11 protein-coding genes are annotated in these 14,688 nt (G+C 45.9%); all 11 read right to left on the bottom strand.

What is annotated here, in order from left to right:
• Window positions 1-17 precede the first annotated feature (17 nt).
• Window positions 18-224: a YqgQ family protein gene (locus A9176_RS08140; RefSeq protein ID WP_010004506.1), complete on the bottom strand. Its 207-nt coding sequence runs from the start codon at window positions 222-224 to the stop codon at window positions 18-20.
• A complete protein-coding gene (locus A9176_RS08145) occupies window positions 221-910 on the bottom strand; it encodes a rhomboid family intramembrane serine protease (protein ID WP_077283285.1) in 690 nt (229 codons plus the stop codon). The genes A9176_RS08140 and A9176_RS08145 overlap by 4 nt, the downstream gene beginning before the upstream one ends.
• Before the next feature lie 4 nt (window positions 911-914).
• Complete coding sequence (gene addA / locus A9176_RS08150; RefSeq protein ID WP_077283125.1) at window positions 915-4,634, bottom strand: helicase-exonuclease AddAB subunit AddA; 3,720 nt, start codon at window positions 4,632-4,634, stop codon at window positions 915-917.
• Window positions 4,612-8,148, bottom strand: coding sequence for a PD-(D/E)XK nuclease family protein (locus A9176_RS08155; RefSeq protein ID WP_077283127.1), 3,537 nt, complete (start codon window positions 8,146-8,148; stop codon window positions 4,612-4,614). The genes addA and A9176_RS08155 overlap by 23 nt, the downstream gene beginning before the upstream one ends.
• 111 nt (window positions 8,149-8,259) lie before the next feature.
• On the bottom strand, window positions 8,260-8,829 hold the full coding sequence (ntdP, locus tag A9176_RS08160; RefSeq protein ID WP_010002498.1) for a nucleoside tri-diphosphate phosphatase: 570 nt from the start codon (window positions 8,827-8,829) through the stop codon (window positions 8,260-8,262).
• A gap of 111 nt (window positions 8,830-8,940) precedes the next feature.
• Complete coding sequence (gene recX, locus A9176_RS08165) at window positions 8,941-9,759, bottom strand: recombination regulator RecX (RefSeq protein ID WP_077283129.1); 819 nt, start codon at window positions 9,757-9,759, stop codon at window positions 8,941-8,943.
• 67 nt (window positions 9,760-9,826) lie between these two features.
• Complete coding sequence (gene dapB / locus A9176_RS08170; protein ID WP_077283131.1) at window positions 9,827-10,558, bottom strand: 4-hydroxy-tetrahydrodipicolinate reductase; 732 nt, start codon at window positions 10,556-10,558, stop codon at window positions 9,827-9,829.
• Window positions 10,555-11,433: a 4-hydroxy-tetrahydrodipicolinate synthase gene (gene dapA, locus A9176_RS08175; RefSeq protein ID WP_077283133.1), complete on the bottom strand. Its 879-nt coding sequence runs from the start codon at window positions 11,431-11,433 to the stop codon at window positions 10,555-10,557. Before dapA ends, dapB begins: the two co-directional genes overlap by 4 nt.
• 40 nt (window positions 11,434-11,473) lie before the next feature.
• Entirely contained in the window at window positions 11,474-12,637 is a 1,164-nt protein-coding gene (locus A9176_RS08180) for an N-acetyldiaminopimelate deacetylase (RefSeq protein ID WP_077283135.1), read from the bottom strand.
• Entirely contained in the window at window positions 12,637-13,344 is a 708-nt protein-coding gene (gene dapD, locus A9176_RS08185; RefSeq protein ID WP_029509722.1) for a 2,3,4,5-tetrahydropyridine-2,6-dicarboxylate N-acetyltransferase, read from the bottom strand. The genes A9176_RS08180 and dapD overlap by 1 nt, the downstream gene beginning before the upstream one ends.
• An 18-nt stretch (window positions 13,345-13,362) precedes the next feature.
• Entirely contained in the window at window positions 13,363-14,661 is a 1,299-nt protein-coding gene (gene lysA, locus A9176_RS08190; protein ID WP_077283137.1) for a diaminopimelate decarboxylase, read from the bottom strand.
• Between the last annotated feature and the right edge of the window lie 27 nt (window positions 14,662-14,688).

A 14,688-nucleotide genomic window follows, 5' to 3' on the forward strand; every position in this document is an offset into this window, starting at 1 on the left:
AACAATTTTCATGCACTTTAGTCACTCGGATTGGCGACTTCTTGTTCATGCTCATGCACTAAAATAATCTTCATTCGTGCATATTCCTGCCGGTCAATCACATCAGCTTTATACAAATTATCCACTTCCAATGCGGCCACTTCAATATCCCACAAACGCTTGCCAACATGAATGTAAACCCCAAAACGCTTGAGATACGTCAAAATATCATAAAAGTTTTTCATCCCATACCACCTTTTGATAACCATGTTAGGAGCACTAACAACCCACTCACCCCAACAAGTGTCCAACGCATATACAGCGGAAACTTCCCTGAACGTCCGTAAAATCCGGCCATGACAGCAAACATCATCCCACCAATCAGGCCACCAATATGGCCCCACATATCAACACCATTGGCGCCAAAACCCGTCACCAAATTCAAACCGACAAAGAGTAACAAGGTTGTCCCTTGTGCACGAATTTCTGGATCATGCCGAAATTGACTGGCAAACATCAGCAAACCACCAAACAACCCAAACAAGGCAGTGGAAGCACCGACAGACACCGTCAAGGGTGCGAAAAGATAGGACATGATATTACCCACCACGCCACCAAATAAGTACAAGCCTAAAAATTTGCGGTGACCAAAGGCCGCTTCTGCTAAGGGGCCAATAAACCAAAGCGTTAACATGTTGGTGATAATGTGTAACCAACCAGCATGTAAAAAAATTGGCGTGAGTAATCGCCAATACTGGTGATCAATGGCAATCGCTGGTCCCCACTTGGCGCCCAGCGCAACTAATAATTGCCCGTTAGTTGTTTGCCCATGGCCCATGATGACCTCCACCACAAATATCGCAAGGCTGATCGCCACGAGACTAACTGTTACTGGGGCTTTTTTAAATTGTATCTGAATCGCATCTATCATGTGTTTATTGTACACCCAAACTCACCACGCGACCAACGCTCAAGGCCACGAGCTGTGGGGCATGGAAAGTATAAGTTGGATATTCTTGTTGTAAGGCTTGCTGATATAAACGGAGCTGACCGCGATAACGTTGGGCTAACTTGGCCAGATCTTCTGTCATACGATCTGGTCGGATATAATCCGTTTTATAATCAAAAAGCGTGATTGATTGGGTCGTATGATCAATAAAGTAGCCATCAATAATTCCGTGAACCAACACCGGTGCCGGATCTGCCAACCCTTGATAAATCTGGTTAGCTGGCATGATCATGGCAAACGTCGCTTCACGCGTTAAGGTTGCTGCATGTTGCATGACCCGTTGTGCAAACGGTGTCGCTAGGAATTGTAAAATTTGATCTAAATTAATTAAGTCAGCGACTGGTTGCGTCATCCGTCCATTAGCCACCAGTTGGTCCCGCAGCACCGCCAATGACTCACGTGTTTGCGGTACGATAAAATCTAACAATTGCAACATTAAGTGCGTTGCCGTCCCAATGGCAGCACTTGAAGGTTGTTGTGACCCATCCGTCATAAACGTTGGTAACGTTAAATTTTCTGGCACTAAATCATTGGCTGGGGACAGCTGTCCATTTTCCGCCACTGTCAAGGAGACCATTTGCTTACGGTCAGGATCTTCAAATAATCGTTTCATCTCACTGACAGATTGATACGCCGCCGTCTGGGTCGCCGCCATATTCGGATACTGATAGCCCAACATGGCTTGCGCCGCCTGGAAATCTTTGGCATCGTAATCTTGACTATTCGGCGTTGCCACCTCAGTTGGCGTCGTGTTATCCGTTGGTAAATGAATGGTTGCTTCCGGTATTAAATTCACTGTCAATTGACCCGTTTGCGTGGTTTCTGGTCCTAGAAGACGTGGTTTGTCCCCTTCACCCAACCAAGCTTCCAACGTTGGTTCTTGTGTGCGGGCAAGAGCCAAAATTAACCAATCGAGGTAAGATTTCGCCGTCAGACGTAAATCTTCTCCCAAAAATTGGCCCGTAGTATTTTTAGCCCGTTGCCATAACGTTTGTAACGCTGCGCTTTGACCCGTTTCACTAACAGACGCACTCCCGATAAGGTGTAATTGTTGTTCAGCACGGGTCAAAGCCACATACAGCAGGCGCATTTCTTCTGACCAACTCTGGCGTTTGAGTGCTTGTTGGACGACCAATTGTTGCAAAGTTGGCATGCTTACCAAGGCATCTGGCTGTAGATAATTAATCCCGATACCGGCATTTTTTTGCAGCAAGACTTTCCCCTTTAAATCCTTGGTGTTAAAGGCTTTATCGAATTCTGGGATAAATACAATGGGGAATTCTAGCCCTTTTGAGGCATGAATGGTCATAACACGCACTGCTTGCTCGTCTGCTTCTTGGGGTGCTTCGCCCAACTGACCATCATTTTGCTGTAATTGTTCGATATACCGGACAAACCGAAATAAGCCAGCATTTGTATTGTTTTGATAAGTTCGGGCATAGGCATAGAGCGCATGCAAATTCGCTTGCCGCTGACCGCCACCCGGCATCCCCGCCACGTAATCGAGCCACGCCGTATCATCAAAAATCGTCCAAATCAACGTCACTAAATCATTTTGAATCGCGAGTTGATGCCATTTTCCAATTTGGTCGATAATTTTTTGCGCAGCCGGATGCGTTGTCGCATAGGTTGTTAAAGCCGTCCAAAAATCATGCTGTTGATCCGCTAATCGAATCTCGGCCAGGTCATTTTCCGTTAACCCAAACATTGGCGACCGTAATACAGCCACTAACGGAATATCTTGGTGGGGATTATCAATGACCCGCAAAACATCCAGCATCAGATAAACTTCCATGGTTTGAAAATAATTCCCTACCGCATCCACTTGCACCGGAATACCAGCGGCGCGCAGACTCGCTACTAAGTCAATATAGCCAGCCTTTGAGCGGGTCAGAATCGCAATATCCCCGTATTGTACTGGCCGCATCCCCGCCGGCGTTGCCTTACGGTCATAAATCGTCGTTTCCCGCAATGCCAGTATCTTTTCAGCTACTCGGGCATACTGGGCCTGTCGTTTTTCAAAATTTTCCACCGTCTCGTCAGCTTCTGTTGGCTCAGCTGCCTGTGCCTGCTTAGTAATAATGTCCACTGAAAAGACCGGCGGTACACTGGCTGGATAGTCAGCTTTTGGTACCAACTTAGCTTCGCCCAAATACGCAATGTCCCCTAATTTTTCATCCATGAGCTGTGTGAAAATTAAGTTGGTCATGGCCGTGACATTATTGTGTGACCGGAAATTATCGGCTAATTCAATTCGCTGATTATCGTTGTCGGCTTGCGCAAACTGTTTATATTTATGCGTAAATAGCGACGGTTCCGCCTGGCGAAAACCATAAATACTTTGTTTGACATCACCAACCATGTACATATTATGACCATTGGCAACTTGTGTCAGTAAGGTTTCTTGTAATTGGTTAATATCTTGATACTCATCGACCAAAATTTCATCAAACTGACTCTGAATCGTTTCACGGGTTGCCGTATCGGCTAATATCTCTAATGCTAAGGCACCTAAATCAGGAAAGTCCACTAATTGAGCGGCACGCTTCGCATCAGTAAACGCCGTCCGAAACGTCTGGGTCACCAAAACTAGCGTCGCAACGAGTTGTTGTGAGGCGTCAGTGATCGTTTGCCACTGGCTTTGAGTGAACCGGAAAAACGTCTCCGTGAGTTGCTTTAACTGTGATTTGGCGCCAATCACTTGGTTTTTAACCGCGACAGCTTGGGCCAAAATAGCCAAAAGTTCTGGCTCATCCGCCACGCCTTTGCTGGCCTTCGTTTCCAAACTCACCTTAGGTGGCTGTAACAGCATCTGGCGGAGATCATCCCATTGCGCACTAGTGGCCATTGTCTGCACTTGTTGCAAATAGTCTTGTATTGTGGCCAACGCAAGCGTTGTTTTCTTCAGTTCTGGCGCCCCGGACACCAGAACTTGGGCATCTTTAACCGCTGCCAATAGCGGTGTGATAGTGGTTGTCAGCGTTGGTAGGATATGTTGTTGGTACAGGTCAGATTGCGTAATCGCCGTTGTCAAATCTAACTGATTGTCAGCGAGTTGAGCTAACCACGCGGCACCATCAGGCCGTGCTTCTGCAAAATCCGTGAGTTTTAAGATAATGTCTTGTAACGCATCATCTTGTCCTGGTTGCCCAAAATTATGAACTAAGGCCAAAAAATCGGCGTGATGTTCGTGGTCTTCTTCATAGAACGCCGCCAAAACTTGAGCGAGAACATCTTGGCGTAACATATCACGTTCGGCTGTATCCGAAAGCAATCGGAATTGTGGATCCAACCCGATGACATGATAATAATTTTCAATCAAACGTAACGCATAAGCGTCAATGGTTGAAATATTGGCCGCTGGTAAAAGTAACAACTGTTCTTGTAAAAAGCGTTTGGTTGCTGCATCAACTGCTGGCAGCCGTTTTTCAATCGCTACCTCTAAACGTTCCCGCATTTCTTGCGCTGCCGCATTGGTAAAGGTCACAATTAAAAAGTTGGTCACACTGGCCCCGTTTAAAATTTTCTGAATCAAACGTTCAATTAAAACCGTCGTTTTCCCAGAGCCCGCTGATGCGGCAACTAAAATATTGTGCCCTGTATCATCAACTGCACGTTGTTGGTTAACTGTGAATGTCGTGCTCATCTGCCGTCTCCTCTTGCAAAATCTTTAAAATGGCTGTTTTTCCCTTGGGAGATTCAGGCCGATAACGATCACCCAATGAGCGATCAAAACGTAAAATATCGGTATACGGTGTGTACTGCAAGCTCCCCATTGTTGGCAACAAAGGAAATTCACCACCTAAAATGTGGTCGCCAGCTTGTGTGATATTTTCAGCATTGTGTTGCAACAATAAGCCAAAATCGTCTGCTTCGACAAAATCGCTCGTCGCATACAATTGCCCATCTTTCTTCTTTTTCAGCTGATAAAATAGCGCGGCTTCACCGTCATCCAGCAGTTCCAAACTATCGAGATAATCTGGCTCCGCCACAAATAACCCACGATATTTGAAAATTTCCGGTGGCACCTGACCTGCCAACAAAGCATCAACATCGCCCTTAAAGTCGGCAATGCGGCGGCGTTCCGGCGCGATTTTAGCAAAAAAGGCACCGCCAATGGCTTCAACACCAAGCGCTTCCGTATTTTTTTGCGCGGCCTGCCAATAAGTCAGCAATTGCATTTGTACCCCGTCAAATGCTTGCGCCCAATCAAATTGTTTTCCGTTAGATTTGTAGTCAATAATCGTCCCAAACACGCCATTGGGATCTTGACGATCTAACCGATCAATTTTACCGCGGACTTTAATTGGCCCCCGTCGGCCAGAAAATTCTAGCGCTGGCAATGAACCCTTAACCGGAAAGCCAAAGAGCTGTTCCACTGCTTGTGGATAAGACCCATTAGCACGGGCAGCTTGTTGCAAGTTTAGCATGAGTTGTCGACTAATTTTGGCTAAATGGTCACGCACTGCCCGCATTTTCCCATTAGTCGCCAGTAATTGATACACTGGTAGCGACAATTCAGCGGTCATGGCCTGTGAGACAAGGTCTAATAAGTCGTCTGTTGTCACATCGCGTAAACTCACCTGCCGCTGGATCAACTCGCGGATCACTTGTTCTAACACGGCATGGTATAACGTTCCCGTTTGGGCCACATTCAGTTCGTTGGTCGTGCGCTCTTTAAGCCGTAACCCATACTGCAAAAAATAAGCCAACGGATTATTATAATAACTTTCCAATTGCGAAATGGACACATTTAACTGCTGACCAAATAAGGACTGAACAAATTCAGGACGTAAAATTTCTGTTTGGTTGCGATAATTTGGTGCGGATAACACCCGTTCTAATCGCTCTTGTTGCGTCATACTAATGGCATTTTGTAAGGCCTTAAACGCCGACGACTGTTGATAAGTAGGAATTAATTTCACTAATTCAGACAAGGTTGCTCGTGGCGTACTTGTGTAATTTTTCAACAATGCCGCACTATCTGCTGGTACTCGTGTGATTTTGTCAACTGGTGTTTGGAACGTCGAGACGAGTCGTTGATAAAATGGCGACATATCCGCAATTTTCCCCGCACTATCAAGGACTGGATAAGACAAAGTAACGCTGGTATTAGCCGATGACAAAGCACCATAAAATAGCAAATTTTCTTCGGCCATTTGTTGTTGCGCAGTGTTTTGTAGGTATTTCGGTTGCTCACCGGCTTGTAAGGCTGGTTGGACAATCAAACGCTCAGCATCATTGATCAAAGCCGTCGTCTTAGCTTGTGCCGGTAGGTTTGTCCGTGTCCCCCCAATAAAAAATAGATGCCGATAGCGGTTACTTTGCACAATCCCAGCTTCAGAAATGGTCAGTTGATCTAAATGATTGGGGATCCCAGAGAATTTGGCGCCCGCAAACCCAGCCGTTAAAATCGCTTTAAATTGCGCGAGGTCAAACGCTGCATCCCCATCAATGGCGACCAATTCATCTAGCGTGGCCGTGAACAGTTGCCAAACTTCACTGCCTTGCCGAGAGCGGGCAAGCTCACCGGCCGCAAGATACTGATCACGCTGTGCCAAAATGGCATCTGTTACATGATACTTTTGCAACCACATGACCAAGCCGGTTGCCGCTTCCCGCATCGTTTTAGCGTGATCAAAACTTTCTTGTAACGCATCAAAGGCCGCCAAAATAAACCGACGTAAGGTTTCAATACGCCGATTAATCTGTTGATCTGCCGTTTCTAAGGTGACATCATCATCAGCAACCTCATCTGTCATTGTAAACAATTCAAAGGGTTGGTCTAAATTCCGCCACCGTGCTTCAAATGGCTTATTGGCATATAGATAATTATCAAAATAACTCACCACATCAAAAAATTCAGCTTCCGGCACTAATACTTGATCTTGAAACGGTCGCAGAAGACTCGTTTTTAAAATTGCCATGACATTTTGGTATTGCAAACGTTCATGCGTTGGCATGAGCAAATTCAACAACAATTCCACTAAAGGATGATTAACCATTTTTTGGTCGGTATCCAAAAAGTAAGGCAATTCTAATTGCGCCATGACTTCAGGGATATGATCGGTGTATGGCGTGAGGTCACGCGCCAAAATCAAAATATCGCGCAAGTGCAAATCAGGATCGGCTAATAACAGGCGTCGAATACGTCGCCCCACTTCCTGAATCTCAACGATGGGATTTTCCGCAGCAAACACCGACAAGTCCAGCGCTGGTTGATCGGCTTGATATGATCGGTATTCGCCAAGATGAGTCCAAGCTGTCAATAATTGCGCACTTGTTTGACTGAGGGTGCGTCTGGTCTGTGGCTGTTCAAGTCCCACCGGCTGCTGGGCTTGCTTTGCCAAGCGCATGATTTCTTGGGCTGTTGTCATCGGTTTGAAGAAAACATCCCCTGGTTGTTGCCGACCTAATTGGTCCCCATCACCTAACAAGGCCATTGTCACAGGATAGCGTTGCACTAATTGTTGCACCACTTGCCATTCGGCACTCGTAAACCCGTTGAACCCTTCAAAATAAAAGGCCACATTTTCAAGGGGATGTTGGGCCAATTGCGTCGCTAAAAATGGTAACACTTCCAACGGTGTCATGCGGTCAGTGCCCATTTTTACAGCCAACGCATCGGCTACAATCGCTAAGTCTCTGAGTTTGGCAGCCAATGTCTGTCGTAAAAACGTCGCATCATCCGTTGTGTCATTCAAAATTTGTAACAAATCTTGAGGCGTAATGCGACTCGCGCGCAACTCAACCAGTTGGGTCACTAAAGCGGCGATAAAACCTGGTTTTGCCTGCATTCGAGCAAAAATTGGTAATTGTGGCGCGTACTCACGTAAAATATCGGACACCATAATAAATAACCCAGTATTTTGCACAATATCTGGCTGCTGATTGGGCATGTCTTTGAGTAATGCCCAAGCTAAACGGGTTAAGGAATAGACTTGTAAACGGCTTTGTGCATACAAATCTGACTGAGGATCATAGCCATTTTGTTGCGCCAGCCGTTGTAAAACCGTCACTTCACTATCAAATTTAACGTGGTTGGGCACGATATAATATACTGTGGTTGCTGCATCTTGCGCTAATTTTTTCTGAGCATCTGCCAATAACGCACCCCGTAAATCAGCCTGGGCATGCGCCATATAAATTGTTACCGCCATTTACGCCTCTTTTCATCACTTTAACACACATCTGTGTGACGTTAATTTCTCATCATACTGTCTATTTTAGCATACAAAAAGCACGTCATTTCTGACGTGCTACTTGCTTTATCAACGACGATCTTTAAGTCGCTGTTGCATCAAATGTTGGTATCTTGTATACCAAACATCGACATATCCTTGTGAAAAAGGGCCCGTGCCTTCGTTGATCCAGTCAACTAAAATCTTAACATGTGCCTTCAGAATCTTATCGATTTCTGGTGGATAATGCCATTTTTTGCTGTGCGCTGCATATTCATCAGCGTCCAACAAATGTTTTTCCCCATCAGGGAAAACTTTGACATCTAAATCGTAATCAATATACTTTAGCGCCTCTTTATCTAAGACAAAGGGTGACGCTAAATTACAGTAATACGATACCCCATTATCACGAATCATGGCAATAATATTAAACCAATACTTTTTATGAAAATAGACAATTGCCGGTTCACGTGTCACCCACCGTCGTCCGTCGTCTTCTGTCACTAAAGTATGATCGTTTAATCCAATGATTGCATTTTCACTGGTTTTTAAAACCATGGTATCGCGCCAAGTTCGATGCAACGAGCCGTCATGCTTATAACTTTTGATCGTGATGAAATCACCTTCGCGTGGCCCGCGACTTGACTTATCAAAACTCATGATCGTACCTACTCTTCTAACACCGAATGCTATTTCATTGTATCAAATATTATACGTAAATGATAGACTACAAGCACTTTACCAAAAGAGTGCCAAAGACAGCCTTTATCTTTACTCAGAAAATTCTGTCAGCGCATCACTTTGGGTAACGGTTTGAAGAGCCACGTCAATCCATTCTGCCGAAAAGCCTTTGGTGTAAAGTTTATTTTTAACTTTATATTGTCGTTCCGACTCAGTGACATTGCGATAGCGATACCACAGCCTTTCAGCTTGCCGAATCACGTTGGCACGTTCTGTGTCTTCATCATTAGCAAAATCAATCTGCGCCACAACGGTCTGGGCAATATCAAACGAAAAGCCTTTTTGTATGAGCGCTTGGACAATCCTTTGTTGTTTAGCACGTGTGGCTTCACGTTGATAGCGTTGGGCTAATTTTAGCGCGAGTTGTTCCCCAACGGCTAGCTGTTCAGCTGTTGTATAAGTTGCCAGTGCTTGGGTAATCGCTGATGCTGGTACCCCCGCTTGCTGTAATGCCAAACTAATCGCCACCGGCCCTTTGGGTGACAAGCGCTTTTTAGTTGCCACGTAATGTTTGGCATAGTTGAAATCATCAACATAACCTAACTCTTTTAATCGTGCCAATACGGCATCTTGAATCGTCTCAGTCACTTGTTGATCCGACAATTTTTGACGGATTTGTTTTTCAGTCCGTAACGCATGGCCCAAATAATTTAACGCTGTATTCAGTGCCTTGGCAATGGCATCATCATATCTGATTTGTGCAATTAAGGCATCATCTAATTCTCGGCCCTTGGCTAAACCGTATTTAATCAAGACACTTTCTGCAACGCCGAAAGCAAAAACGTTGTCTAAGTCAATACTGTAGCGTCCTGCTTGCTTTTGGGTTGCGATTTTCGTAATTTTTTTCATATTACTATTGTACGCAATCCATTCGATAATTGCTCAAAATATGTTAAAAAATAACCAGCCACCACAATTAAAGCACATGATCAAGGCCAATTGCCAAGCCGCTCATCTGGGTTACGCCTTGTAAAGCACGCAGTACCCCTGGCACAAACGCCGCACGACTCGTCGTACTTTGGCTCAAGGTCAATTGTTCATCCAGACCACCAAAATACACGGTTTGTTGTGCAATATAGCCTGGTAAGCGCAGCGCATGTACGGGAACAGCGTCAATCACTTCACCACGTGCTGGCCCTGTCGTTGTTGGCTCCGGGTCACGTTGCCGTGCAGCCGCAATGCGCTTAGCTGTTGTCACAGCTGTCCCCGAAGGGGCATCGATTTTCTTAGGATTATGCGCTTCAACAATTTCGACATCCGGAAAATACCGCGCTGCTAACTCGGAAAATTGCATGAGTAACACCGCTGACAAACTAAAATTAGGGACAATCAATACCCCACGTCCACCAGCTGCACGTTCGCGTAAATCAGCTACTTGGTCATCCGTTAGTCCCGTCGCACCAATGACAACGGCCATATCATGTGCAATCGCCCACACAGCATTGTCATACACCGTTGCTGGCGTACTCACATCCAAAAAAATATCTGCTGGTTGATCAATTTCTGATAAGGTTGTCCAAACCGGGTAGGCACTGTCATGTGCGTGCCCACTTAAAATCCCCACAATTTCAAACGCTGAATCCATTAAACCAGTTTGAATGGCTTGGCCTAATTTACCAAAGCCCCCGGCCAAAATAACCCGCGTCATGCCCTTGCCTCCAATCGTGTCGTTAATTGTTTGGTTTCCTCAGCTGTTAAAGGTTGAATCGGCAGCCGAGTGATGTTGTGCAACAAGCCTTGTTCAGCCAACTTAGCCTTCACCGGTGCGGGGGATGGCCAATGAAATAAAGCCGTCATTTTAGGCGTTAATTGACGCTGGATTTGACCAGCTTGCCGCCAATCACCGGCCAACATAGCTGTAAATAAGGCCGTCATCTCATCCCCATATAGGTGTACTGCAACAGAAATTGTCCCGGCACCCCCCAGACTAAATGCGGCTAAAGTTTGCGCGTCTTCACCGGTGTAAACGGCAAAATCCTCGTGCTGAGTCAATTCAACTTCTGCCCCGATAAATTCCGCCGACGTGGTTTCCTTAATAGCATTAATATTGGGGTGTTGTGCCAACTGCACGACACTATCAACCGTCAAACCAACGGCAGAACGACCGGGAATATTATACAGCATGACGGGTTTTGTCGCGGCATCAGCAATGGCACTAAAATGGGCAATCATCCCTGATTGGCTTGGCTTATTGTAATAGGGGGTCACAGCCAAAATAGCATCGATACCTGAAATGGCACTTAATTCACGCGCCATTTCAACAGATTCTGCCGTATTATTGGTTCCCGCATTCGCAATCAATAAGACACGATCACCAACATAACTGGCAATAAATTCTGTAACGGCCAACTTTTCATCATGGGTCAAAGTTGGGGACTCACCAGTTGTCCCAGCAATAACAAGACCTTGTGTGCCATGCGCCAACAAGTGGTCAATCACTTTCGTCAGTGCGGCATAATCAATTTGGCCGGCATGATCAAATGGTGTGACCACTGCCGTGATCAGCTGAATATTTTCGTACATAACTTTTCCTCTAAAAATTCCAAGCACTGGTTACTAAGGCTTACGCTGCAACTGTCATCCGCCAAATTAAAAAGTCTTTTAAGGCTTCAAATCCGGGGACCAGCGCTGCTTCATCAATTGATAGTTCTGGACTATGTAAGGGATGGGTATCATTGACACCAAGCCACAACATCACGCCGGGGATGTGCTGCAACAAATAACCAAAATCTTCACCAGTCATGGCTGGTTGCGCCACTTGGAAGTCAATATTATCTGCCTGCTGCAGAAACGTCATCATTTGTTGTGCCAAGACTGGATCGTTTTCAACTGGTAAATAACTGCCACTTTCTAGTTCAACCGCAATCTCTAAATCATTGGCCAAGGCAACACCATCAATAATTTGACGAATACGACGAATCATGATGTCAAGGCCCGCTTGCGTCATACTCCGGACAGTTCCTTCAAAATGCACAGCATCGGGAATCACATTATTAGCAATCCCACCATTAATCACCCCAATGCTCACCACCCCACCTTGCATGGGATCAACCGAACGCGACACCACCGTTTGCAGTTGCAAAATTAATTCTGCAGCAGCGACAATCGGGTCTTTGACCAAATGGGGGTAAGCCGCATGGCCACCTTGACCATGAATCGTAACCTTCAGTTCAGCCGTTCCGGCAAACAAAGTCCCTGGCCGTGTGCTCAACACCCCTGCTGGTAAATCAGGCTGATCATGGATCCCATAAAATTCATCTGGTCGCCACTCGCCTGTAAATAACCCGAGATCATAAGCTAATTTTCCACCACTCATCGCTTCTTCAGCCGGTTGAAAGAAGACAATCAAATTATCTTTGGGCTGATGCTGACTGAAATATTGCACAATAGCTAAGGCAATACTCATATGCACATCGTGCCCACACGCATGCATTTTACCCGGATGCATTGACGCAAATGGTAGCTCTGTTGCTTCTGTCACTGGCAACGCATCAATATCTGCCCGATAACCAATTGTTCGCTGTGGGGCCGTTCCTTGTATACGCACCAAAATAGCCGTTGGTAAGGCATCAACCGTTCGAATGGTCATTGTGTCATTTTGCCAAGATTTGAGTTGCTTTAACAAATAATCATGCGTTTTGTATTCTGCCAAGGCCAATTCGGGAATTGCATGTAAGTCGCGTCGATAGGTCCGTATGGCCGATGAAATGTCTGCTGTGTCCTGCATTATAGTCCTCTCAAAGCATCAATTAAAGCTGTTTTCTGTTGGGTTTGGGCATCAATTTTTTTGATTACTTTCGCCGGTACACCAGCCACTACAGTATTAGCTGGCACATCTTTGGTCACAATGGCGCCAGCCGCAACCACGGCACCGTCACCAATCTGAACCCCTTCAATGACAACGGCGTTTGCCCCGACCAATACGTTGTCGCCAACACGGACAGGTTCTGCTGAAGCGGGTTCAATCACCCCAGCTAGGACGGCGCCAGCGCCAATGTGTGAGTTCTTACCCACAATCGCACGACCGCCTAAGATGGCACCCATGTCAATCATCGTGCCGGCCCCAATTTCTGCACCAATGTTGATGACTGCGCCTAACATAATGACGGCATTATCCCCAATTGTGACCTGATCTCGAATAATTGCCCCTGGCTCAATACGGGCATTCACAGCCTTTTTGTCGAGCAATGGGACAGCTGAATGCCGTGCATCATTTTCAATATAAACATTTTCAGCTGGTAAATTAGCAATCAGTGGCGCAATATCAGCCCAATCGCCGATCAGTTGTCCAAATGACACCCCGCCAAATTGTTGCACCGTTACCGGAATTTCACCGGCTAAGACCCCTTTATAAGTCACCTTCACCGGCGTGACTTTTTTGGCATTGGCGATGAAATCAATCAATTCTTGGGCTGCATTTTCTGTCGTTGTCATGTTTTTATCCTCTTTTGATTATTCTGGTGTGTTGGCAAGGTCGTAGTCACGATCTAACGCGACAATATCAGCATAAGTTTCCCGTGCCACAACCAATTGATGTGCGCCATTTTCCACGAAAACTACTGCTGGTCGTGGATTGCGGTTGTAATTGGAAGCCATGGCATAACCATAGGCGCCAGTTGCTTGAACGGCTAAGATGTCGCCAGGTTTGGTTTGCGGTAGCGCTTGCTCCCAAACTAAAACATCCCCTGATTCGCAATATTTACCAGCAACCCGCACAACTTCAGTCGTTGGCGCATTGGGATCATTGGCTAACACCGCATCGTAGTTCGCTTGGTAAAGGGCTGGTCGAATATTATCCCCCATGCCTCCGTCAACGGCAAGATACTGGCGTAAATCCGGAATATTCTTGCGTGACCCAATTGTATAAAGTGTTTGCCCGGCTGGCCCAACAATCGAACGCCCTGGCTCAATCCAAATTTCCGGCATTGGCCAGGCAAATGCTTCAGCTTTTGCTTTCAGCGTGGCAATGATTGCTGCAGCATAGTCACTTTCAGGCAATGGCGTATCATCATCGGTATACCGAATCCCAAAACCACCACCAACGTTAATAACGGCTGGCGTCCAACCCCAACTATGAGCTGTATCGGCAAGTAAAGCTGCGTTCTTTTCAAAGCCCGTGACATCAAAAATCTGTGACCCGATGTGTGCATGTAAGCCACGTAAAACAAGGTTTGTATCCAACCGTGCAATCTCGTAAGCACGTTTTGCTTGACCAGTTAATAAATCAAAGCCAAATTTAGAATCTTGCTGACCAGTACTAATAAATTCATGGGTATGTGCTGAAATGCCTGGCGAAATACGCAGTAAAATAGCTTGTTGTACTTGGTGCGCAGCAGCAATTTCTGATAACCATTGCAATTCTAAGAAATTGTCAACAATAATCGTGCCCACGCCAGCACGCACCGCCATGCTTAGCTCATCCCAACTCTTATTATTGCCATTAAAGCTCAAATGTGCTGCTGGAAAACCTGCTGCCAGAGCCGTGTATAATTCACCACCCGAGACAATATCTGCGTGGATACCCTCTTGCTGGGCAACTTGATAAATGGCCTTCGTTGAAAATGCCTTTGAGGCATAACTCACAACATAAGGGACAGCTTCGCGCTCAAAAATTGCTTTAAACGCACGCATCGTTTGACGGATTTTAGAGACGTCGTAAACATATAACGGTGTGCCATAAGTGTCGGCCAATGTGACGGCATCAACACCGTCAATGGTCAAATGTGCTTGTGCGTTTGTTGAATAATTCATATACCTTCTCCACCTTAACGATGCCCT

Source organism: Leuconostoc garlicum (assembly GCF_001998805.1).
Taxonomy (GTDB): domain Bacteria; phylum Bacillota; class Bacilli; order Lactobacillales; family Lactobacillaceae; genus Leuconostoc; species Leuconostoc lactis.

Coding starts and splice junctions, on each gene's coding strand:
- dapA (WP_077283133.1), bottom strand. CDS start 11,433: ATGTACGAAAATATTCAGCTGATCACGGCAGTGGTCACACCATTTGAT.
- A9176_RS08145 (WP_077283285.1), bottom strand. CDS start 910: ATGATAGATGCGATTCAGATACAATTTAAAAAAGCCCCAGTAACAGTT.
- dapD (WP_029509722.1), bottom strand. CDS start 13,344: ATGACAACGACAGAAAATGCAGCCCAAGAATTGATTGATTTCATCGCC.
- addA (WP_077283125.1), bottom strand. CDS start 4,634: ATGAGCACGACATTCACAGTTAACCAACAACGTGCAGTTGATGATACA.
- recX (WP_077283129.1), bottom strand. CDS start 9,759: ATGAAAAAAATTACGAAAATCGCAACCCAAAAGCAAGCAGGACGCTAC.
- A9176_RS08140 (WP_010004506.1), bottom strand. CDS start 224: ATGAAAAACTTTTATGATATTTTGACGTATCTCAAGCGTTTTGGGGTT.
- A9176_RS08180 (WP_077283135.1), bottom strand. CDS start 12,637: ATGCAGGACACAGCAGACATTTCATCGGCCATACGGACCTATCGACGC.
- ntdP (WP_010002498.1), bottom strand. CDS start 8,829: ATGAGTTTTGATAAGTCAAGTCGCGGGCCACGCGAAGGTGATTTCATC.
- A9176_RS08155 (WP_077283127.1), bottom strand. CDS start 8,148: ATGGCGGTAACAATTTATATGGCGCATGCCCAGGCTGATTTACGGGGT.
- dapB (WP_077283131.1), bottom strand. CDS start 10,558: ATGACGCGGGTTATTTTGGCCGGGGGCTTTGGTAAATTAGGCCAAGCC.
- lysA (WP_077283137.1), bottom strand. CDS start 14,661: ATGAATTATTCAACAAACGCACAAGCACATTTGACCATTGACGGTGTT.